Source organism: Chryseobacterium sp. IHB B 17019 (genome assembly GCF_001456155.1).
GTDB lineage: Bacteria > Bacteroidota > Bacteroidia > Flavobacteriales > Weeksellaceae > Chryseobacterium.
In genome coordinates this window covers 234,856-258,475 of record NZ_CP013293.1, presented here as the reverse complement: position 1 = coordinate 258,475, position 23,620 = coordinate 234,856, and the positions used below count along the sequence as shown (strand labels likewise).

The window sequence follows — 23,620 nt, the reverse complement described above, 5'->3', positions numbered from 1 at the left end:
GCATCAGGTTAAAGGAAGAATGAACGAAGGATCGTTGCCGCTACGATCAGGAAAATACAGGCCCCGAACCAGCTTGCCGCTGTTTTACTTGTATCGGGATCTCCGCTACTAAACTTGTTGTACACTTTTACCCCACCGATCAATCCCACGACAGCGCCTATCGCATAAATCAGCTTGGTTGCCGGATCGAAATACGAGGTGACCATCTGGGTGGCTTCCGTAATTCCTGCAGCACCATTGCCCTGCGCAAAAGCGCCCGAAAATGACGCAAAAACCAGAACTGCCAGCACTAGCTTTTTTCTTTGTTTTTCCATGATTAAATACATATTTGTTAGTGATTTCCCTGCTTCCTGCAGGCTTGGAAACAAATGTATTTGGCATCGAAAAGCGCGTTTACGATCTGGTATTTCGTGGTAGAAGTAGGCACAAGTTGTCGCTGAACAGAGAGCTGGATAACTTAAAATTTCAAAAAAAAAGCACCCAAGATTGGGTGCTTCTTCAGAACCTACTTCAGTAGGTATGTGTAGCTTTGAGAGATGGATGATGTATGCTGGTCAATAACCTTTATTAGTTATTTTGGTGAGTTACACGTAGGAGAATAGAAGATAACTTAACCTGATCACGATCGATTTGTGACATGCTTGGGGATATCAAGCCAAGGATTAAATCATAATTTTCTTCCTTTTCCCCTTTTGCGGGAATCTGATTTTATTGGTTTGTTCTGAAATAATCTTGCCTTATTCTCTTTAATAACTTCTTCAATACCGGTGTCTTTCCATGGGATTTGACCCGCTTTGAAATGAGATTTAATATTGGTCTCTTTTAACTTGACGGCATCACCAAGATCTTGCTTTATGTTATTATATCCTATGGGGTCTACTTAGTTTGATGCGGGAAAGTCACCATAATTAAATCTTTGGGGATCTCAATGATTTTTGTGACATCAAAGTCCTGAAATTCATGTGTTTTAGGATTGTAAGGCACCCAGTATCTTTCTTTTTCATCAATATAATAGTCTTCAATCTTAGAAAACTCAATGCCTTTTGATAAAAAATCATCTTTGGGGCGCAACATATCCATCCGTAAATCAACATAAAATGTATGTCCGGCAATGTCGACCGTCGGTAAGAGCCCGCTAAGCCGCTGTTTCAGTGCGCCCTGATCAACCATTAAATCAAAATCAGTTTTAGTGGAAAACAGTTCCAAAGGAACACCATACTTGTTTGACATTCCTTCCGGATCTAGGGTGACCAGTTCTGGCAATACCACAGCTACTGTTTCATTGCGTGTCCACGGACCGGCGACATTTTTTTCTACTTTATCATAAGCAAAAAGATAACCTTTTCCGTTCTGACGATCCTGCATTTTAAAGATTGAAATAGTGTTTTCTGGGTTACTTTTCTCCCGAAGCTCAAGTTTATCGACATCAACCAGAAAGTCGGTACCTTCAATACTGAATATTGGCAATTCTCTTTCCATATCTGCTTTTCCTTAAAAAAATACAGAGGACTCGTCAATTAGACGAAATCCCCTATATCAAATCCATTCGGATTTTCATTTCGCAGTTTAATAGAACTGGCATCTGATCCGGCGGAGAGGCTTCGATCCAGTAGCATGGCTATTTTTTGCGAAGCTCCCTCCACAGAGCTTTCCAATAAGCTGAACAATTCGGTTCCCTGTATTTTGTGAACAATAGTGGCCGCTTGCCTTTCTAAAGATGGCTCCGGCTTTTCAAGCTGAAGCACCATCCCCACGGCACTCAGTTCTTCGAAGGTAACTCCCTGTGCAAAACCGTTGTCATCATCGGAAATCCCATATGCCCTATACTCTTTTTCCTCTTCTTCTATATCAAGTGCATTATCGAACACTTCATCCAGTTCTTCCTGCGGATTTCGGATCTCGACATTTTCTTCGTCGATTTCCTGATCAAAATTATCAGTAACATTTCCATTTACCTTTCCGTGGCTATCACTGTCCGGTTTTGGCAGTAAATGTCTCTTTACTGCTTTCGTTGAGCCGATGATATCCGGTAGGTTAACATCACGACCAGTATGACTTTCTGTTCTTTTGGGGTTCACATTGAGGACAATTTTATCCTGCAACAGCAAAAGGATTATCAGCAGCAGACAGACAACTATCATTATTTCCATAATTACTTTTATAAAATTGGTTTATACTTATCATTGAAACTTTTTGTGATCTGCTCACCAAATTCTTCAAAGTGGTAAGCCAGAAGATTATCTAAATAGGCATAGATGGTTAGCTTATCCTCTCCTATGACCTGTACTATTCGTGAGAGTTTCTCATGAAAATCCTTTCTTATATAGACCGTCTTTCCATCGCGGGCATTGCTTTCTACCTTATTTAAAAAAATATGTTCGTAGTTCGCTTCATTTGTCCGTTTTAATCTGGATTTATCTTTTTGAACCGTTCTCTCAACCGCGCGCTCTACCCCATTATCTATTGGTTCGGCATTGTTTTTTAGACCTTCCATCCTCACGCCATCAACCATTAAATGCATCATTTCTTTTTCGTTGATCTCTAGTGCACTTGATTTTTTACTACCTTTTTCCATGTTGTTATAATCGAACGATTCTTAAAAACTCTTTCATAAACTGGTCAAAGCGGCAGGCTTTCATAGCCTGCTCATCCGGGGGCAAAACTGTCGAGCGGAAAACTGTTTTAGCGTTCAATTCACTCTCCTTACGAAAACGCATACTGTTCATAATCTGGCACGGCATCAGGCTTAACCCCAATTCTTGAATAAGTTCATTGTAAATATCATATAAGGGCGAGCGCTCCCGGCCATCAACTTGATTCCAGAACAGGTTTATAGTCTCAATAGAGGTTTCACCTTCTTTCATAATCACGTCCTTCATCAGCTGAGTGAAAACCAACGTACTTTCCATTACGACCCTATCAGCTGTTATAGGCGTGAAAATATGGTGCATACCGGCAAGCGCCTGTAAGATTCCAGGGGTGTTTACTGTCCCCGGAAGGTCAAAAAAAACAACATCTATTGGAACTGGAGAGGTGCTAAGGAACTCATTCGCGCCATCTAGAAGTCCCTCAGCATTGGACTGAACAATTGGATAAGCCTTCTTATTAAGTGTAGTAAACTGTTTATAGGCCATTCTTTTCAAAACATCATTTTCCATCACCATTGTCAGATCGCGTTTTTTCATTTTTAGCAAACTGTACTGCGGAAAATCGGCATCAAATACTACCACGTTATACCCCAATCGGTAATGTAATGTGCTTGCAGTAAGTGTGGTAAAAGTTGATTTGCCTACACCACCCTTCTGAGATGAAAATGCAATAAATAAGGTTTTGTGTTCTGTTTCCATTTTTTATCTGTATTAATGATTAACTATCTAATTACAGCGCTGCATCCATATAACTATACCACCCAGCGCATTGATGTATCGACATGAGTTTGTACCTATTGACTTGTCGGCGTAGCGACATATTTATCGCTGCACTGGAATATACCTGCGTGTAATTTTACGCGTGCAATTATACCCCCCTATATGTGCACCGAGATATATTTTCATCTGATCACATCAACACCTCGATACATTGATTTGTATCTGTGTACGTACGCACGTAACAACCTACTTACCTCACTGCATCCGCTTGTCGGCACAAAGAACCAGAGTTACATATTTGACCAGAATAAGGTGGTAGTGTCAGGTGTACTTTGGCAGTAGTTGGCTGGGTTTTACATTGCAATCATTTCATTCCGTAGCCTTTACTTTGTATAAATTTTTGATATGAATTTTATTTTTAATTCGCACCAACCTGGATTAAAAAACCCAGCGGATCAGACGGAAATCTCCCTTCTTTCTGAAATCCGTCCCGTAGGGCGGATTATCCTTACACCCGTAAGGAGCAAGGTATGTTTTGAGGCACTAGAAATTCATTTCGTGCCCCAAAACCCTTGCTCTTGCAGAGGGCCGAAAACCCCCTCCGAAGTCGGGAGTTTATAATCTTAATCTTGTAATTCTTATGGATCAGAATAATAAAAAACCACAGCATAAAGGCGGACGTCATCCAAAAGACAACCCAAGTATACACCGCCATGTTTTTCGGCTTACAGCCGAAGAGAATAGCAGATTGTTATCACTTTTTGAAGCATCAGGAATGAACAATAAAGCAAAATTTATCGTTTCGGTACTGTTTGGGAAGGAAATAAAAACTGTAAAACTTGATCAAGCGACAACGGATTACTATATGCGTCTCACCACTTTATACGGACAGTTCAGAGCAGTAGGAATCAACTATAATCAGATTGTGAAAATTCTATACCGCAATTTTTCTGAAAAAAAAGCAGCTGCTTACCTCTACAAACTGGAAAAACAAACCGCTGAATTGGCAAAATTATGCCAGCAGATTATTGAACTAACGAAGGATTTTGAACAGAAGCACCTTAAAAACTAGTATTGATATGATTGCAAAAATTGGAAAAGGCGAAAATTTGATCGGTGCGCTTAGCTACAATCTATTAAAAGTTGAGAAAGACAACGGGCAAGTCCTTCACACACATAATATGGTGGAAACTTTAAATGGCTGTTATTCTGCCCCTGAATTGTTGCGTTCTTTTGAGCCCTATCTCATTGCAAATAATAAAACTGAGAAACCAGTTCTGCATATTTCGCTCAATCCGCATCCGAGAGATGAGGTGAACGATGATACATTTCAGGCTATTGCACAGGACTATATGGAGCAGATGGGATACGGAAACCAGCCATTTGTAGTTTTTAAACATACTGATATTGACCGTACTCACATCCATATAGTATCCATATGTGTTGCAATCGATGGAAAAAAAATTTCCGATAGATATGACCATCTGCGTTCAATGAAAGTATCTAGGGAACTTGAAAGCAAATATCAGCTGATACCGGTAGAGGAAAAAACGCTTGCAGTTGATAAGAAAATTTTTGACCCGGTTAATTATCAAAAAGGCGATATAAAAAGTCAGATCGCATCGGTCGTGCGACACCTGCCGAAATATTACAAGTACCAAAGTCTAGGCGAATATAATGCTCTCCTTTCCCTTTTCAATATAACCGCTGAAGAAGTAAAAGGTGAGATCCATGGCATACTCAAACAGGGTCTGGTGTACTTTGCCCTAAATGAAAATGGTGAGAAGGTAAGTAATCCTTTTAAAGCATCGCTTTTTGGCAAAGATGCCGGATATCTGGGATTACTACTGCATCTTACCGCGTCTACGCAATCCTTAAAAAATAACCCTTTGAAAGCTTCTCTTAAAAAAGCCATAGAAATTGCATTACATATTACAGGCGATCCAACAAGTTTTAAAACGCTTTTGCTTGACCAAGGTATCAATACCGTGGTTCGAAGAAATGCCGAAAGCCGCATTTATGGAATAACATTTATCGACCATAACTCGAAGACAGTATGGAATGGTTCACGCCTCGGGAAAGAATTTTCCGCAAATAAATTCAACGATTTGTGGAACAATAATCATGGACCTGAAATTAAGATGAGACCAGATGAAAGTTCTAAAGGCTTAGCCACATCCGCAGACCGATCACACGAGGCAGCCCCACATAATCTTTTTGATTTTTTAAATAAAGAACCAGTTCAATACACAACTGAAGATCCTGGTCTAATTGAAGCTTTAGGAGGTTTATTGCCGGGAGCAAATGGAGATAATGTGGACGAACTATTATTCGAAAATCAAATAAAGAGAAAAAGGAAACAAAACTCAAAAAAATAAATTAGAACAGATTGCAGCCCCATTTATAGTTGACATTTGTTAAAAATAAAATTGTCTTTTATTTACAAAGAAAACTGCTATCAATAAAAAAACTCAACGAAGTGGTCCTCTTTGATTTAAACTTTTTTTTAGAGTAAAGGCAACCATTACCTTTCCGGTCACCTTCTTTAATCACATATCCGCGTCATCAAATGCCATCCGATGACAATGAACGCCAGCGGACAATAATCTCAAAAAAGCACCTCTACATTTCCTTTTCTAACAAAAAAGTTTAAAGAATGCAGGGAGAAGATGACTTAAGAGGTCTTGCTAAAATCATGGCTTTTATGCGTGCAGTAAGTATCATTTTAATACTCATGCACTTTTATTGGTACTGTTACGGATTCTTTCTTGAACAGGGATGGACGCTTGAAATTATCAATAAGATACTTCAAAATTTCCAAAAGACGGCGAGTTTATTTTCGCATACACTCTACACCAAAATATTTGCTTTAGTGCTTTTGTCATTGAGTTGCCTGGGAACTAGAGGAGCTAAAAATGAAAAAATCACATGGAGGAAAATCCATACTGCATGGGCAGTAGGATTTGTATTGTTCTTCTTCAACATTCCTCTCCTAAAACTTCCCGTTGAGATCGCAGCGTTCTTTTATGGCTTAACGCTTATGGGTGGATATATTTTACTACTGATGGCCGGAGTTTGGATGAGTCGACTGCTGAAAGACAATTTGATGGATGATGTCTTCAATATGGAAAATGAAAGCTTCATGCAGGAAACCAGGTTGATCCAAAATGAATATTCAGTCAATTTACCTACAAAATTCTATTACAATAAGAAATGGAACAACGGGTGGATTAATATAGTGAACCCCTTTCGCGCCACAATTGTCCTCGGTACGCCAGGCTCCGGCAAATCCTATGCAATTGTCAATAATTACATCAAACAGCAGATCGAAAAAGGCTTTTCGATGTATATCTACGATTTCAAGTTCGATGACCTTTCGACCATTGCGTACAATCATCTTTTAAAGCACACCGACAAATACTCAGTCAAACCGAAATTCTATGTCATCAATTTTGATGATCCAAGACACAGCCACCGTTGCAATCCTATTAATCCGGATTTCATGACAGACATTTCGGATGCGTACGAGTCAGCTTATACCATCATGCTAAATCTGAACAGAAGCTGGATTCAAAAACAGGGGGATTTTTTTGTCGAGTCTCCAATCATTTTGCTTGCAGCCATTATCTGGTTTCTAAAAATCTACGATAATGGCAAATACTGCACCTTTCCCCATGCCATAGAATTGCTCAATAAAAAATATTCCGAGGTCTTCACGATCCTTACCTCCTATGCCGACCTGGAAAATTATCTATCTCCTTTCATGGATGCATGGCAGGGAGGTGCCCAAGATCAATTGCAGGGTCAGATAGCATCTGCGAAAATCCCCCTGTCGAGAATGATTTCTCCCCAACTCTATTGGGTGATGACAGGCGACGATTTTACTTTAGACATCAATAATCCTAAAGAGCCTAAAATTCTTTGCGTAGGCAATAATCCCGACCGTCAGAATATCTATTCCGCCGCACTAGGTCTCTACAATTCAAGAATTGTAAAACTCATAAACAAGAAAGGGCAATTGAAAAGCTCAGTAATCATCGACGAACTACCGACGATTTATTTTCGTGGATTGGACAATCTTATTGCAACAGCAAGAAGTAATAAGGTAGCCGTTTGTTTAGGATTTCAAGATTTTTCACAATTAATACGGGATTATGGCGATAAAGAGGCTAAGGTAATACAGAATACGGTCGGGAATATATTTAGTGGCCAGGTTGTTGGTGAAACAGCAAAAAGCCTATCGGAACGTTTTGGTAAGGTACTCCAAAAGCGACAAAGTCTGAGCATTAACAGAAATGATAAATCCACCTCCATTTCCACGCAGCTAGATAGTTTGATCCCTGCTTCTAAGATTTCAACATTGACGCAGGGCGTATTTGTGGGTGCGATATCAGACAATTTCGATGAACGGATCGAACAAAAGATTTTTCATGCAGAAATTGTGGTGGATAGTGGAAAAGTAGCCGCAGAAAGCAAGATTTACAAGAAGATCCCGCAGATTGCAAAATTCTTAGATGCACAGGGACAAGATAACATGAAACAGGAAATCGAAGATAATTACCGTCAAATCAAAAGCGATATCATGACAATCATCACAGATGAGCTCGAAAGGATCAAGAACGATCCGGATCTTCAGCACCTTGTGATCACTTAATACACGGGACTCTCTGGTGAGTACCAGCAAAGATCCTGCGCGGATGTTGGTATCTAAAAATATCCTATTTCTAATCAAAAAAGAATCTTACGCATACGCCCAATCTATGATTTGCCTAAGGGTCTTCTTTATTTCTGAACTGCCTCTCTCTGTGGTTATATCGATGCCGCACATCGTCTCGCCGCTCATCTTAGCTTGTAAGGTTAGATAATAGACACCTCCTACGAGGATTCCCGTTATAGCCCTAAAGTTTTTTTCGCTTTCTTTAAAATGATCATCTGTTAATTTTGAAAAAAATTGCTCACCAAATCGTTCTCGTTCTGTATTAAGCTGCTTAAGCGGTGTTAAGTTTTCACTTAATCCCCAGAGAATAATCTTACGCATTTCTTCGTTACTCATCAAAGCCTCAAATTGGTTCTCCAGAAGCAAATACGCTGTTTGCTTTCCAAAATCTTTTTTACTCTCTTCTATGATACCATCAATCTTTTCTGGGCTCATACTCCAATAGTCCCTGCTGTTCAGATAGTCCTGCACAAGCTTTTCTAAGCTGCCAAAATAGGCATAAATCAGCTTTCTGTTTACTTCCGCTTTATTGGCTATGTTAGTTACACTGATGCCACTAAAGCCCTTCTTTTTTAAGATCAGACCAACAGCAGTCAACAGTTTCAGTTTGGTACGGTCTTTATCCCTAATAGGTCCGCTTGTGATTTTTCTTGTCATGAAAATTAAATTCATAAGCAATTTGCAACTTTTATCTCAAGATATAAAGAGTTTTTTAACTGCCTGATTTTTTATAAACTTATGTAAGCGGTTCTTTATCCAAAGTCAAATCGTGACATCATAGTGTAATGATTTTTTCATTATTTTTATATAAAATTAACGTGTATGAAAAAAAAGGTTGTCCTGATTCAGGATAATGAAGAAATCCTGGAAATAATGGACCAGGTTTTGGAAGAGGAAGGCTTTGATGTCACTCCATCACTAACTACCGAACCTGTAGAAAATATTGAGGAAATCGATCCTGACGTAGTTGTTATAGATGATCACATCAAGGGTGAAAAGAGAGGATCCAAAGTGATCAAAGAATTGAAATCCGATCCTCAAACGCAGGACATCGGTGCTATCCTCACGTCAACAGCAAACGACCTGCCTCAAACGGCAAAAGAAAGCCAGGCAGATGACTACCTCCAAAAGCCTTTTGATATCGATGATATGATAGAGGTCGTCAAAAAAAATTCGTAAAATACTGTAATTAAGTCCAACCGGCCTGGTATCTTATCCAAGCCGGTTAACCGATTCAACGCAAATTCTGCTCGTCAAAATACCATTTGAGAACCAGCGCTATTCTCTGTCCTACTTCTTCAGCTTCCCGGATACCAAGAAAACCAATGCTTAAAGAACACCTCTGGGCAAATGAATGCCTTTAACCGAGGCCAATGATATAGAGTTATCAGATGCGGGGGCCTGCTTTTGCTCCTGCACATCCGATCCTGTTTCTGATTCAGGCGTTAAGGATAACTGTATCTTTCGGTCTATAGCTAAAAGATCCGATTTCAGCACTGCTAATATATTTTCCTTTGGCCATATACCATTAACAATATGTGTAAGTACAGGAATATCTTTTTCTATCGCCTCAATATTTTCTTTTTCCTTATCAATAAGCCCCGATATTTTCTGTAACGCGCTTAGAAAGTTCATCGCAGCCAATTTAGGATCAGCAGCAATCTGCCCGTTATTGTAGGTATACTTGAAATTGCTTTCTCCCTGCGCAAAAAAACGGTTGGTCTTTAAATGCGCACCCTCTTTCTCTGAAACCTCAGTCTTCACCAGCAAGGTAAAACCATACAAGCTTCCTATCTCCTCGTAGTCGCCTCCAGTTCTTACTTTGTCGGAAATACTATTTAATTTCGCTCCAATCATATTGATATCGGCGTTCTCAGGCAGACCTACCAGTTTTATAGGATTTAAGGGTTTCCCATCCGTACTTTTTTGAAGCCTTTTCTGAAAATTGTTGCAGTCGAGCGTCATGCGGTCTAATTTGGTCCGGATACCTTCCAGTGAAGCGGTAAGATCCTCGAGCTTATACTTAGACGAAAATTTGGAGCGGTTGAACGACTGCCGTTCACTTTCCAACCCTGCAATCTGTTTTTCAAGCTTGGCCTTATCCAGCAGATCCGTATTTCCGGAGAGAATCGCTACATATTCTGAATAGCTCATACCGGACGACTCATCCATACTACCTTCATCAATCGTCCGCTTGCCAAGATTATTGCTTTTCAGCTGATCAATAAACAATTGCTTATTATACAACAGATTGAATTTAAAGGCGTCGAGAGACTTTTCAACAGCGTAAATAATTACATCAACCTTGTTGTCCGAGAAAAATTTAGCGATCTCGTTTCCTTTTCGTATAGCTCTACCGTCTCGCTGTGCAAGATCGCTGGGTCTCCAGGGAGTATCCAAGTGATGGACGGCGACGGCTCTTTTTTGCGCATTGACTCCCGTCCCCAGCATATCTGTTGATCCGAAAAGCACGCGGATCTTGCCCTCATTCATCCACTGAATCAGTTCTTTGCGCTGTTTGTCATTCTTCGCTTCCTGAATAAAACGGATTTCATGGGCCGGAATATCATGATCTTCCACCAGCTTTCTTTTGATCTCTGCATAGATGTTCCAAACTCCTGGCTTGTAAGTACCGAGGTCAGAAAAAACGAACTGCGTACCCTTTTGCGCGCTGAATTTTTTATAGTATTTGGCTATGCTGGCCGCGCAATGTGAACTCTTGTTATCAGGATGGTCTACATAATGAGGACTGATCAGCCTCATATCCAGCGACATCTTCCTTGCATAATCGGTAGCAATCAGCATCTTGGCTTTTTCTTCCGTTGGCGACAATGGAGCCCTACCCAATAGCCTGGCATTGCCGGTTTTTGCAAATTCGGTCAGTTTTTGAATAAAGGCCTGCTGCTCGGGTGTTGGGGGAATGTTGTAGAGAATTTCATTTTTATCCGGCCGGTCAATTCCGATATCTTTGGCAGTCCTGTAATCTGTGATCTCAGAGTAGAACTGTGCAAGTTCCGGAACTTTGATAAAATAACGAAAACGCTCTTTCATGACAATGTTATTCGCGACCGAAAATTCGTAATCGGTTGTTTTTCTTGCGTAAATGGCTGCCCAGGCGTCGAAGCAAGTAATACCTTGTTTTTCCATTGCTTTGGGGCGCAGGTATTTGAACAGCAGATAAAGTTCTGTCAAAGAGTTGCTGATCGTTGTACCCGACAGAAATGTTGCCCCTAAATCTTTTCCGGTTCGTTCCTGTATCGTCCGGATCGCAAAAAGAAGGTTGATTGCCTTTTGGCTGCCCTGCATATTACCGAGCCCAGCTACTCTGTCGTGCCGGGTGTTGAAAATCAGGTTTTTAAACTTATGGCTCTCATCTACCAGAAGGTGATCGACGCCCATCATTTTAAAATCGACGACATCATCCTTGCGGTTTTCAATATCGTGTTCCAGTGTCTTGAGCCTGACTTCAAGATTGTTTTTTCTGATCTCCAAGCCCTTTAGCATCGCTCTTGAAACGTCCGTACCCTGAGTTCTTGCAGCATCAAGATTATCAGTAACACTTTGCAGTTCGCCGTCCAGTATTTCCTTTTGCACTTGGGGGGACTGTGGGATCATGCCGAATTGATCATGGGTAAGGATAACACAATCCCAATCATTGTTTTTAATGTCACCAAAAATCCGTTGACGCTTTTGAGGCGTGAAATCTTCTTTGCCGGGATATAAAATTTTTGCAAAAGGATAGGCGGTGCGGTAGGTTTCTGCGATTTCATGTACATTTGCTTTTAACCCTATGATCATGGGCTTGTGTACCAGTCCAAGCCGCTTCATTTCCTGAGCAGCCGTACACATAATCAGGGTCTTTCCAGCACCTACTTCATGATCACATATGGCCCCCCCATTGAGTTTGATCATCCATACCGCATCTTTCTGGCTGGAATAAAGATTATTTATACCTAATGCTTTCTTATCTAGCCCAGGGAATTCCTGATGACTCCCATCATATTGCGGCCTTACAAAGCAGTTAAAAGTATCGTTGTAAGTATCGGTCAGGTCTTTCTTAAATTCTTCATTCTGTTCATGCAGCCAATCGGTAAAAGCAGTCCGTATCTCATCAATTTTGGTGTTTGCCATTTGAATGGCTTCCATATCACGAACTTTAACTTCCTTATCATCTATCGTTAGCTTTTTGGTGATGTTTGGCGTCGTATTTACCAGTGCATTTCTGAGCAGGGAAATGCCATCGAACGTTCTGCTTTCAGACTTAACCGCATATTTTTCAGTAATGAGGACGTTCTTCTTATCACACTTCACTGTAAAATCGTCGCTGCTTTCCGAATATTGCACCCGAACATCTGTATCAAATAAATTGGAGGCGAAACGGTTATAAGTATCTGTTGCAATCCAACGCTCGCCTAAATTAAAATCAAGCTCTTCAAATTCAATCCTCCGAGGTGTAGCTTCTTCAAGCACCTTAAGGCTTTCTTCTGCGTTTTTATCGTCAGGATATCGGTCGAGGTACAGTTGGACCTGCTCAGCTTTCTCAACCACGTTTCCAGAGACCCATTTCTCAGCGATCTCATATCCCTGTTGCAATGGATTATAGTAGATACGTCCTGCTAAAGCTTCTTTCAGATCATCCACCGATAATCTGCTGATCTCTGACATATATTCAAGATCAACATAGCCGTATTTATTAAGCGATGCCGCTAAGACTTCATTGGGATCGTCTGTGGCCACTACGGCGGTCGAGAAGCTGACAGGACGGCTGAAGATATCAGCTTTATGAACTACTCCACCCACTACCCTTTCCAGATAGGGAATTTCCTTTCCAGCACTGTCGGTTTTTATGAGTTTAATATTATCGGCGCTGTTGAGATGTCCAAACTTTTTGACAAACTCATCATATAATGTATTTAAACTTTCCCTTTCCTGCACATGTTCAACTTGCCGCTTGGCTTCTTTATCATAAAGATTTATGTAGCAGTCACGCAGTGAAACATAAGCTTCAGCCCTTGCTTTTTGCGACGGCACTAATTTCAGGGGATGAAACATCGCCTGCTGACGGTAACTATCAAAGTTTTTAAGGTAGCCTACATTCCCCTTATCGACCACAAGACAATCGTCACGATGGAAAGACTTTAATGCTTCTGAAAATATTGCAGGCTCGGCAATAATCTGATCTAAATTAATGTTTTGGTATTTGTCCGTTCCATTCAGTCCAGAGAACAAGTCTCCGACAATTTTTGCGCCCTCACTTTTACTCGATTTATGGCTAGCATTAACATGATTTTTCGCACTAAAGTCATACTTCAATGCCGATGTAAAAAGATCAGGCACTTGCGTTATAGCCTGTTGCGTTTTCTTGACAGAATTGTTTTTTACCTGTTTTCTTTTATTAGGAAGCGGCGTAATCTTTTCTCCCGCCGCTTCAAAGAGATCAAAAAGGCTTAACTGCTTTTCTTCGCTGATTTTATTCTGCCCTCCTGTAGGCGAGAGAGACTCTGTTTGTACCACAATGGCAACGGGTTTATCAGGAACAGTTTTTTTTAAGGTAAGAATATCTTTAGCCGGGCCACTATACCTTTCACCGTTATATAGCCTGATATCAAGACTTTTATTTACATCTTTGGTAAGCTTTGCTCGTAGATCCGTCGCAATTCTTTCCACTCCACCGGAATGATGATATAAATACGTAGGCTTTCCGTAGATATTGGTAGACTGAATAAGGTCGGTGTAGATTACCCGCTCAGCATGTAAGAAGAGTGCGTTGCCATTTTCGCCGGTATAGTTGCTAACGATCGACCGGCAGAACTCCCTTTCTTCGTAAGTCAAGCCCTTTTTCAAGGTGTTCTTTTGGAGGACGATCAGGTCGCTGCCTACATCGGTTCCTGCATAATCGCTGAAAAGATTATTAGGTAATCTAATTGCAGATATAAGGTTATGCTCTTTCATCATCGCTTCGCGAATGGCAAGATTCGCAGGGCTGTTGAGAACTCCCTGGGAAGTTATAAAAGCCAATATGCCGCCATCACGAAGTGCATCTGTTCCTTTCATGAAAAAGTAATTGTGAAGACTTCTTGCAGCCTGTGCCCTCGCAAGATCTTTACCCCTTGAATACGAGAGATCGAATACAGAATTATCACCGAAAGGAATGTTAGAGGCAACAACATCGTAAGTAGCGATCTCGCTTTCGGGAATTTCTTCAAAGCCTGTTATGATCACTTTATGATCAGGGTAAATATGCTTTAAAATTTCGCCTGTTAATAAATCCTTTTCATAGGCGGTTACTTTTATATCTTCGGTATCTGCAAAGGCTTGTATAAACGAGCCAATGCCTGCGGATGGTTCCAGAAAGTTTTTAATAATGACTCCGTTTTCTTTTAAACTCTGTGAAATCGCGTCGATTATCGCTGGCGGGGTATAAAATGCAGTTAGGACAGAACTACGCATACTGTCCACGTAGCGACGGTACTGTTTTTCCTCAGCTGAATTATCTTTTAAAAGCTGATGGAGTTCAATGGTTGCTGGAAAAAAAACATGATCAGTTTTCCTCCAGCTGTTGATGTCTTTTTCGCTTTCGATGGGATTAAGCACAAACTTCAGTCCCCCGAATCCGCTGTATTGCATCAGGAGCTTTCGCTCTTCTAGCGAGGCCATTCTTTTTTCTTTTCCGAGTGTAAAAGCAATCCTCAGAGCATCAATGTTCGCCTTTAGATGTTGACGCTTACCAAAGCCCATTTTCTTCAATCCAGATTTGAATGGTACCCGTCAATTCGGTATAAAGCACATCAAACTCAGGGCTGTCAGCAAATTCATCTGTAAGAGGATATTCCCTGAAAACAGGCTCACAGACAGGGAACATTTTTAACGCAAAAGGACGAAGTTCCTCATCCGCCATGATCGAATCAAATTCACCACACACCACTTTAAAAACAGTGTCGAATCTGGAAAAATGTAGATTCTCACACAGAATATATTCAGCAATTGCGTTGCATTGCTCCAATCGGTTGCCCGATCTGAATGCAGCTTCATAGGCATTTGCGGCATGCTGTGACCTATGGTTGATAAAGTCGGTATTACCAGATAACTCGGGAAAACTAGTGTTAAGTAATTCTTTTAGTCTCAGCGCATAATACGACAGCTGTTCTTTTTTTGTATTCATGATCTAGATCTTTTAGGATAGCCACCTTAAAATAGTTGACTAGTCTTGGATAAACCAGGGAATGGAGTTCGGTGGAACCGATTGGCATTGTATGTCCAGTGTCGAATCTTGAAATGCCAGAAACAAAAAAAATCCTGCCTTTTAAAGCAGGAGTTTTCCAACTAAAGATGGGTACTTATTATTATTTTGTACTTGTTTTATCTTGAAATACAAAAGATGTTTGAGCCCGCTCGTTCAAAACGATATAGGCATCAAACCTTTTTCCTCCCTTGGTTTTCATGCCCTTGATAAGTGACGTTCTTCCGTTAGTAACAAGTCTTTCAATCTCGGCAACACTGATTGATACACCACAAACATTACGAAACTGAACCCAATTACAGGCTTTATCGGGACATTTGACGAGCTGGTCACGAATTGACAAATGCTGCTTTTTGCATTTAGGGCACGTCAGTTCGGGCAGAATTTCTTTACTAATTGATAGGGTAAGCAATTCCGATGTGATCAAAACGGTGTATTGTTCCATTTGTTTTTGAAATAAACCTTCACTCGTTTCTCCGGCCTCAATCTTCTGCAATGCAAGTTCCCATTCAGCGGTCATTGCTACATCTGCAATTTTTTTATCTTTTACCAGATCATAAACCTTCATTCCCTTTTCAGTAGGAACCAACGATTTATTTTCTCTTTTGATGTAGTCCCTGCCAAGTAGCGTTTCAATAATGGAAGCCCTCGTTGCAGGAGTGCCAATGCCAATGTTCTGCAAAGCTTTTTTTCCCTCTTCGCTTTCGACCTCTTTTCCGGCGTTCTCCATAGCTGATAATAAGGTACCTTCGGTATATAACACAGGCGGATTGGTCTTTTTGGCAAGAATCTGTACATGATTTATCTTCACTTCATCACCTGCTTTCAGCTCTGGTAAATCCTGCAGGATTTCAGCAGTGCTTTCAGAATAACTACCTTGAATTTTCCGCCATCCCGGTTCAAGAACCTTACTTCCTTTTAAGATAAAATTGAGATTCAAAATGTTCAATGTCACATCGGTAATCTCCTTTGAACAAACGCCGGCAATAGATTCAAGCAAGCGAAGTGCAATCATCTCATAGACTTTTTTATCTTTTGGCGGTAGCGCTGATGGAACTCTTTCTGTGATGAGTAGCCCATGATGGTCAGTGATTTTGAGGTCATTAACTATACGTTTATTAAAGCGTCCCCAACTAACCTTTGAAACGGCTTCTTTAAAGTCAATACTATCTCCCAATGCTCTAACCAGATGAGCAACTTGCGGCCACACGTCTTCTGGGATGTATCGGCTCCCAGTACGAGGATACGTGATGAACTTATTTTCATATAAATTTTGGGCAATATTGAGCGTTTCCTCGGCAGAGAGACCCAATTTTTTGTTTGCCTCTCTTTGCAACGCAGTAAGATCGAATAACAAAGGAGGCTGTTCTGAAACGGTTTTCTTTTTTATACTTGCTACTATTGCCGGGCCATTCCGTTGAAGTGCTCTAAGTACATCATCTGCTTTTTTCTTTTCGTCGTATTTAAATTCCGATAAGCTATTAAAATCATGGAAATCCTTGCGGTGTTCCAGCTGGATCTGCCAGTAGTTTTTAATATCAAAATTCTTATTTTCCAAGAACCGTTTACAGATCAATGCCAGCGTTGGCGTCTGCACTCTACCCAATGAATAAATACCACTACCGATAGCAATACTCAACGCCTGCGAAGCATTAATACCTACAAGCCAGTCTGCACGGCTTCTACTTCTTGCCGCTTGGTAAAGGCCGTCGAAATCAGTGCCAGGACGGAGATTCTGAAATCCATCCCGGATTGCTTTTTCAGTGAGTGAGCTGATCCATAACCGTTCAAAAGGCGAACGGAAGTTCAGATGTTCATAAATATAACGGAAAATCAGCTCCCCTTCACGGCCAGCATCTGTTGCCACAATGATGCTATCACAACGGCCAACAACTTCTTTAATTATTTTTAACTGCTTTAATGCACTTGGATCTGGCACAAATTTCTTCTCTTTTTTCAGTTTCCGAACAGTCAATAAGAAAGGATCAGGTATTATTGGCAACCCCTCTTTCTGAAATCCTGTAATCCCATAGTCGTCGGGCATTGCAAGTGCCACTAAATGACCAAACGCCCAGGTGACACAATAGCCGTTTCCCGAGAAGAAACCATCATGTTTCTCTAAAGCGCCAATAAGTGCTGCAATTTCTCTTGCCACGCTTGGTTTTTCTGCTATTACTGCTTTCATATTCTATATTTTATTGTACCACATACAAAAAATGCCTATCGACTAGGCATTTTAATAGTTTCATTGATTATGATATTTTGGTCTTCTTTTGTGGCTTATTGCTTATTTCAGACTTATCTTGCTGTATTTGTTCCTTCTTGCTTGAATTCGCAAATGAGAAATCGGTCTTTCCAGTTTTTTGATCAAATGTGATATAACCACCGTATTCCTTTTTATTTTGACCTTTAAAGTCGGGTACCAAGATTCTTTCGCCTGCGCTAAACTTTTTATACTCTTCATCGCTGAGTTCTTTACCCCTGACAAGCCTTGGTGCTTCCTGTACCGGACTTTCAATATTTTTTTGACTTAATACATTAGAATTTCCTTTATCGAAAAGAATTTCGACGTAACGTTTTTCTGCGTTAAACTGAACAATTGAACTGAAAGGCTCGCCTTTTGTCGAGATCATATCAACGAGATACAGAGGCTTGCCCTCCATCAACGTCTTTTTCTGATCTTCGGTTAACTTGACCTGTTTGTATTCATCCGGAACTTTTATCTTATCAGCCCGTAATGCTACGATCTCATTTGTCTTCTTATCTATACTTATTATTGCGGGAGTTTTTTCAGTGGATTTTGGAAATTGTAGATCTACGACCCTACCCATATTTCCCGTTTTCAGCAAATTATCTTTGTCTTCCTTGGTAAATTCGTGCCCAAAAAACGGGTAGCTGAGGCTCGGCTCTTTACGGATTCCGTGAATCGCCATCACTACATTACCCTCAGGATCTCGTTGCAAAGAAAGCCTTGCATCCAACCGGGTGATTGCGGTACCTAAATTTAGGCTGATCGGTACAAGGTCATTGGTTTTATAGCCCTTTAGCAGCCCGTCTAATAGGTTGTTTTTTTCCAATTTTTCTTTGGTTAACCCAAGCTTAGACATAGTATCCCAGTCAATTTCTTCCGCTTTATAGCGGTACTCGCCCTCTGTCGGCGTAGTAGTTTGTGTGTTTTCCATATTGTTCTTATTTTGATGTTCATTTTGCTTTTCCTGATTTTTTGTAGTACTTACTTCAAATTTTGACAGTAGCTCATCGCCCTTTACTGATGGCGTAGCAACTGCTTTCTGTAATTCATTAGCTGTTTTCACCGCTGAAGATGCGGGAACCTTAAAAAATGAAAAGTTTGAAGGATTCTTAAGCTGACTTAGGAAGTTTGTAAAGAAGTTGGAAAATATATCTCCGTTTTTGTCAACCTTCATAAACTGGTTCTCATTCTTCTTAAGAGGTGAAACCGTTTCTAATCTACCATCCTTCCCCATTTTTTTAACCGCCTCTATTTTCATTGTCTCTTTATTGAGAACTAGCAAAATATCGGAAAGCTGTTCGGGGGTTTCTTGTTGTAGCGTTTCTGATTCATTCATGACATATACATTTATATTTGATAGCAAAGCTAGATTCAGTATAAATGCTTGTAAACCCAATGGCACTTCGAGGCGCTAAATGTCCTTCTTTGTCTTTTGCCTTTCAATAGAATTTGAGAAACCGCTTCTGATAAAATCATTAACATCAGACAGCTTATAGTAGATTTTGCCACTAATGGTATAGTAATTTAGTTTTCCTGTCGAACGATAGCGCTGCAAAGATCGCGCGCTAATTTTAAGCTTTTGCAAAACGTCCTGATTGTCTAAAAGCTCTTCTCCATCCAAACTTTCCTTATCTTTAATCCGGCTATGAAGGGAGTTTTGTAAAATGTCAAATCTATCCATGATCCGCTTCATCCAATACGCGAATTCTGCTTTATCAATTTCCATAGTAAGTGATTTATATACTTACCAAAGTTGGAAAGCCTTTTTTGTTTTTTCTTCCAAGCCTGCAACCAATGCTAACCAAGACCTCTTATATAAAATTTTGAAAAAGAATAGCTTGCCTAATCTCGATTCTCTTAGGTTTTGGAATATTTAATTTTAAAAAAGGTGTCTTGTGCCAATTGGTTAGCATTGGTAAAGGCCAGGTGAATTTCACATACGACAGATTTGAGTAGTCGCTATTAGATTATGGTTAACGGATTCGAAGATCATTTCATGCCCAAATCCCTGTCCATATAATTTTCTACCGAGGCTTTTAAGTTATCCAGATAAACCGTTCTGCTACCTGCGCGGAACTTCATCTTATGAAAGGCATGATGAATGTCGCCCAGCTTAATTCTAAATACATCCTGCATAACAGCACTGATCTTGCTAATTCCGACCCTGCCGCCGGCAATACTTTCCGAACAATGTAAGGCATAAATAAGTTCAACGAGTGCGTTTTTGGATTCTGTCCAAAAAATCTCTTTGTCAGTAGCCGGCGTTTCTACATAATCAGCGTTAATTTTTGTCAGCAAAAATTTTAGCAGTAATTCATAAGCTACAATTTTGGCAATCTTATAATCGTAATAGGTGGAGAAATGCTCGTCTATTTCAAACACGTAACTGCTCAGACCTGAATTAAAATTGATTTTTCCAAGTTCAAAAAACTGATGATCTAAATCGCTACGACCCGATCGATAGTAGCGGAAAAAATCAGTTCCACTGATTTGATCGATATATTCTTGTTTTAGATGATGAAGTTCGCTCGAATAATACTTCTGGTATAACTTACCACTGCTAATAGGACATGGACAACCAGTTTCAATCCTGTATAATTTGTTGTAATAAATAAGCTTACCCAAGATCTGTGGCTTATATTCTTTAAAAAATTCTACTTCTTCGGATTTGTTCGAGAATCCGTTTTTTAAAACATGATCTTTAAGCTTAGACAATAAATCATGGAGGAATAATGTCATCCGGTAACTATCGTCAATAATCGCTCGGGAGTCAAGTAGGATCCCCTTTTCTCGCGCTGAGATGCTTCGCAGCACGTCATCGTAAATTTTGTTTTTCATGGTAGTAGTTTTAGGATTAGTTAATAATATCCTAAGAGAGTTTTCTTTAGGCAATTCAACTTAATCAATAAATTATTAATTCTCTACAATGAGAAATAAATTTAATCAATTATGACGATTTATATTATTTAATATATAATATGGACAAGTGACATCAGGATTAAACAGACACTGCGCTTATTCGCCACAAGCTGTGACAGATCTCAGTGGTAATTGATGAATTAGAACTCATATCGAAAAGAATGCAATTTGGACATGCAGTGCCATAATGAACCAGTAATTACCAAATCGCCACCCTCCTTTTTGTCGCGATATAAATTGATAAGAAAAGTATTAAGATGGAGCCAGTAACAAAAGACGATTTAAGACAATGGGGAATGAGGTTCATGCATGATATGGAAAAAATGCTTGATCAAAAATTAAAAGGAAAAACTAACCATGAGGATCAAGAATGGCTTCGCAGCAGAACTGTTCGCCATGTTATGGATATCTCGGCAGCACAATTGATCAATATTCGTATTCAAGGCAAAATACGGTATAAAAAAATAATGGGCTCATACTATTATTGCAGAACAGATCTACTAAAATTATTTGCCGATGAAAACAAAAAATAACATTTAATAGCTTCAAGTAAGTTTTACACGCATGGGAGTACAAATCATACAATGTGTTTTTGTATTCCAATGAGGATGATGGTATGGAATCTACACTGATTGTATATCAAGGTAATAGCAGCACGCTGTTTAAGCTATAGTTTGTTCAGATCATATATCCAGAAATCTATTTCATTGTAACTAAAACAGGCTACACAAAAAAACATGTAAGCCTTAAATATAAAAAGCCACTGATCACAATCAGTGGCTTTATTCCCAAAACAGTCTCCTGCTTATTTTGCGCTGTTCTTTTTCTCGGTCACCTCAGCCCTGATCGCCTGGGCAAGATTTTTAAGGTCCTGCATTGCTTTACGGACACGTGTACCAGCTGCCGCGTTCCCGCCATCATAAAATTTTGCTACATCAGCTTCAACTGAAGCAATCACTTCCTGTACCTGTTTGAATTTCTCCATAACTGTTTTTTAAAGGGCCAATTGATCCCGGATATAAATTATTTTGTTTTTGGAAATTATATTCCACCTCCAAAACTAAACATTTAAGCGAGAAAGCAAAAAAGATCTATTGAAATCCAAGGTGGCCGGCTTCACTGCTTACCCCTATCGCATTGGCTCTCCACAGGATAAAGCCCAGCCTACCGCAGGATTCTGCTACAAAATACTCGATATCCGCAGGCACATCATTCACGATACGGTAGCGGATTTTATATTTAGGGTTGTAACTGATATAGACCACCAGGTCATCATCGGAAAATCCCCTGCCGGACAAAGGTTTGAAATGAACTTCCTGCAACTCCTTGGCACTCCGGACTAAACGGTCGTTCATTACTTTCGCCAATGCTTTTTCGGGCTTAAAATCTGTTTCTAAAATAGCCAGTACGGTTACGGTCATCTCGCAAAAATAGACAGATTGGGCACATTTTCAAGTGCCCATGGTTAAGCACCTGAAAATCAGGTAAAATATTTTCATAGATCATACATAAGGTTTAGACAACTATCTGTCGAAATTCATCGCATTTCTACTCTTTAAACTTTAAATAAGGTCTTTTAAGTGTGCAAAAGCTAATAAGGCTTACGACTACTATAGCCTATAAAGTAGAAATTGTGAATTCGCCCAGTAAATAAAGGTTGTACAGTGATACTTGCTCATGCAATAGAAATATTGTAATTTAGCAATAGAATTAAAACGTTCATTGAATCAAGTTGTTGAGAAATTTTGAAAAAGGCAAAGATTGGCTAAATCGTGGCTGCCGTAAATCTTAATAATATAAATAGCTGAAAATAAGACATTTGGAATAAAGGTTCAAAACCCTCGCTTTCCGCCAAATAGAAAATGGGTCTTATTTAAGGCCCATTTTTTTTATGTCTGAAAAAAATGGCTAAGTCATGGCTGTTTTAAGATCACAAGCGACAAAAGTAGGTTTTATAGCACTTTAGAAGAATGGGTTCGAAACCCTTCCTTTCTGCTGATAATCAGAGTCTTAGGTTTTATAATCTGAGACTTTTTTATTCAATAAAATCTAAAAAATCAATCATATTCTTATTAAATACTTTAGAATTTTCTTCTGTAATAATTTCAATTAAAAATTTTATTGGAATTACAGTTCCATATCCAAGATCGTCATAGTTGCCTTCACCAGAAGGAAGATTTGAAGAAATACCAACAACATTACCATTATTATTAATAACAGGTCCTCCACTATTTCCTGCTTTAATTTTTGCTGTAATTAACATTAAATTCTGTCTCATCCAAATATCTTCTGCTATTGAGGCTATGCTACCAATAGAGGCTGTATATCTTGAAGAGATAATTGCCTTTTCAGCGGTAATAAAAGAGTGGAATCCTGGGACTTTAGGAAATCCAAGAGCTAAGACTTCATCCAAGACTTGTCCTTCTTCATATTGAGCATAACGATGTTGTGTCAAGAAACTCTCTGGAAATTTTATATAGATTAAATCCATTGCGTCAATATTATGGACTAAAAATGTTGATTCTTGTAGGACACTTTTTGGAATACCTTTAATTGAGATTTTAGAAGCACCTTCAATGCAATGTTTTGCAGTAGCTAAACCATTAAAAAAAATAAAGGAACTTCCTATAGCTTGGTCCTCATTAATATAATGACAGATTGGTAAAACTCTGTCTCTGTAAACTGTATTAATATATTTGAAACCAAATATTAAGGACTTCAATTTCTCATTTAAGAAAGTTTTAAGGATTGGATTTTTGAAGATTGCACCATGTCCATCAGATGGCAGATACCAATATGTATCATCAAAATTACTTGGTGTATCCTTAATGATTAAATGCAAGTAATTATTCTTGGCAAGGGACTCACATAACTGTGCAACAAGAGTTGGATAAGGCATCTCAGGAGTACTATATTTCTCTTTATAATACTCACAGAACTTTACAATTGTTCTTTCTTCATTTTTTCTAGTTTCACCAAAGTTATGATGAGTTGAAAAATATTCTAGTAATTCAACTAAAATTTCACTATATGTATAAGGATATTGTTCAAGGTTAATCATAAATAGAAAGATTTAATACTAAACTAATATTTTTATTTGAATGTTTAACCATCATATTTTCCCC

The 23,620-nt window shown here is 39.4% G+C and carries 20 protein-coding genes; 5 read left to right on the top strand and 15 right to left on the bottom strand.

What is annotated here, in order from left to right; translation table 11 throughout:
- Positions 1-8 precede the first annotated feature (8 nt).
- The 5 genes from ATE47_RS01200 to ATE47_RS01180 all read right to left on the bottom strand — a co-directional run bounded on the left by ATE47_RS01200 (position 9) and on the right by ATE47_RS01180 (position 3,347).
- A complete protein-coding gene (locus ATE47_RS01200; RefSeq protein WP_062163402.1) occupies positions 9-314 on the bottom strand; it encodes a DUF4134 domain-containing protein in 306 nt (101 codons plus the stop codon).
- Positions 315-876: 562 nt separating this feature from the next.
- A complete protein-coding gene (locus tag ATE47_RS01195) occupies positions 877-1,479 on the bottom strand; it encodes a hypothetical protein (RefSeq protein ID WP_150114752.1) in 603 nt (200 codons plus the stop codon).
- A 38-nt stretch (positions 1,480-1,517) separates the two neighbouring features.
- Positions 1,518-2,078 (bottom strand): conjugal transfer protein TraD, encoded by a 561-nt coding sequence (locus ATE47_RS01190; protein ID WP_335338441.1) that lies wholly within the window; start codon positions 2,076-2,078, stop codon positions 1,518-1,520.
- Between the two features lie 80 nt (positions 2,079-2,158).
- Complete coding sequence (locus ATE47_RS01185; protein ID WP_062160239.1) at positions 2,159-2,575, bottom strand: DUF3408 domain-containing protein; 417 nt, start codon at positions 2,573-2,575, stop codon at positions 2,159-2,161.
- A gap of 4 nt (positions 2,576-2,579) precedes the next feature.
- The gene (locus tag ATE47_RS01180) at positions 2,580-3,347 is read right to left on the bottom strand and encodes a ParA family protein (protein ID WP_062160238.1); all 768 of its coding nucleotides are present in this window, start codon (positions 3,345-3,347) and stop codon (positions 2,580-2,582) included.
- 661 nt (positions 3,348-4,008) lie between these two features.
- Here ATE47_RS01180 and mobA point away from each other — a divergent pair.
- The 3 genes from mobA (at position 4,009) to mobC (ending at position 8,022) form a co-directional block, all read left to right on the top strand.
- A complete protein-coding gene (mobA, locus tag ATE47_RS01175; RefSeq protein ID WP_062160237.1) occupies positions 4,009-4,440 on the top strand; it encodes a conjugal transfer protein MobA in 432 nt (143 codons plus the stop codon).
- A gap of 7 nt (positions 4,441-4,447) precedes the next feature.
- The gene (gene mobB / locus ATE47_RS01170; RefSeq protein ID WP_062160236.1) at positions 4,448-5,746 is read left to right on the top strand and encodes a conjugal transfer protein MobB; all 1,299 of its coding nucleotides are present in this window, start codon (positions 4,448-4,450) and stop codon (positions 5,744-5,746) included.
- Positions 5,747-6,024: 278 nt separating this feature from the next.
- Positions 6,025-8,022, top strand: coding sequence for a conjugal transfer protein MobC (mobC, locus tag ATE47_RS01165; RefSeq protein WP_062160235.1), 1,998 nt, complete (start codon positions 6,025-6,027; stop codon positions 8,020-8,022).
- 87 nt (positions 8,023-8,109) lie between these two features.
- On the opposite strand, the gene ATE47_RS01160 is transcribed toward mobC, so the two are convergent.
- Complete coding sequence (locus tag ATE47_RS01160; RefSeq protein ID WP_062163401.1) at positions 8,110-8,742, bottom strand: TetR/AcrR family transcriptional regulator; 633 nt, start codon at positions 8,740-8,742, stop codon at positions 8,110-8,112.
- A gap of 165 nt (positions 8,743-8,907) precedes the next feature.
- Between ATE47_RS01160 and ATE47_RS01155 the strand changes: the two genes are divergently transcribed.
- On the top strand, positions 8,908-9,264 hold the full coding sequence (locus ATE47_RS01155; RefSeq protein ID WP_062160234.1) for a response regulator: 357 nt from the start codon (positions 8,908-8,910) through the stop codon (positions 9,262-9,264).
- A 150-nt stretch (positions 9,265-9,414) separates the two neighbouring features.
- Here the strand turns inward: ATE47_RS01155 and ATE47_RS01150 are convergent, their stop codons facing one another.
- The 6 genes from ATE47_RS01150 to ATE47_RS01125 form a co-directional block, all read right to left on the bottom strand.
- Entirely contained in the window at positions 9,415-14,823 is a 5,409-nt protein-coding gene (locus tag ATE47_RS01150) for a helicase-related protein (protein WP_062163400.1), read from the bottom strand.
- A complete protein-coding gene (locus tag ATE47_RS01145; protein ID WP_062160233.1) occupies positions 14,810-15,247 on the bottom strand; it encodes a DUF1896 domain-containing protein in 438 nt (145 codons plus the stop codon). The genes ATE47_RS01150 and ATE47_RS01145 overlap by 14 nt, the downstream gene beginning before the upstream one ends.
- Positions 15,248-15,428: 181 nt before the next feature.
- The gene (gene topB, locus ATE47_RS01140) at positions 15,429-17,510 is read right to left on the bottom strand and encodes a type IA DNA topoisomerase (protein WP_062160232.1); all 2,082 of its coding nucleotides are present in this window, start codon (positions 17,508-17,510) and stop codon (positions 15,429-15,431) included.
- Between the two features lie 67 nt (positions 17,511-17,577).
- Complete coding sequence (locus tag ATE47_RS01135) at positions 17,578-18,912, bottom strand: DUF3945 domain-containing protein (protein WP_062160231.1); 1,335 nt, start codon at positions 18,910-18,912, stop codon at positions 17,578-17,580.
- 75 nt (positions 18,913-18,987) lie between these two features.
- Positions 18,988-19,302 (bottom strand): helix-turn-helix domain-containing protein, encoded by a 315-nt coding sequence (locus ATE47_RS01130; RefSeq protein WP_062160230.1) that lies wholly within the window; start codon positions 19,300-19,302, stop codon positions 18,988-18,990.
- Positions 19,303-19,565: 263 nt separating this feature from the next.
- Entirely contained in the window at positions 19,566-20,414 is an 849-nt protein-coding gene (locus ATE47_RS01125; RefSeq protein ID WP_062160229.1) for an RteC domain-containing protein, read from the bottom strand.
- 338 nt (positions 20,415-20,752) lie between these two features.
- On the opposite strand from ATE47_RS01125, the gene ATE47_RS01120 reads away from it, so the two are divergent.
- Positions 20,753-21,028, top strand: coding sequence for a hypothetical protein (locus ATE47_RS01120; RefSeq protein ID WP_062160228.1), 276 nt, complete (start codon positions 20,753-20,755; stop codon positions 21,026-21,028).
- A gap of 272 nt (positions 21,029-21,300) precedes the next feature.
- Here ATE47_RS01120 and ATE47_RS01115 read toward each other — a convergent pair whose 3' ends face one another.
- The 3 genes from ATE47_RS01115 to ATE47_RS01105 form a co-directional block, all read right to left on the bottom strand.
- Positions 21,301-21,480: a hypothetical protein gene (locus ATE47_RS01115; RefSeq protein ID WP_062160227.1), complete on the bottom strand. Its 180-nt coding sequence runs from the start codon at positions 21,478-21,480 to the stop codon at positions 21,301-21,303.
- Positions 21,481-21,586: 106 nt separating this feature from the next.
- Complete coding sequence (locus ATE47_RS01110) at positions 21,587-21,916, bottom strand: hypothetical protein (RefSeq protein ID WP_062160226.1); 330 nt, start codon at positions 21,914-21,916, stop codon at positions 21,587-21,589.
- A 614-nt stretch (positions 21,917-22,530) separates the two neighbouring features.
- A complete protein-coding gene (locus ATE47_RS01105) occupies positions 22,531-23,556 on the bottom strand; it encodes a S1C family serine protease (RefSeq protein WP_062160225.1) in 1,026 nt (341 codons plus the stop codon).
- Between the last annotated feature and the right edge of the window lie 64 nt (positions 23,557-23,620).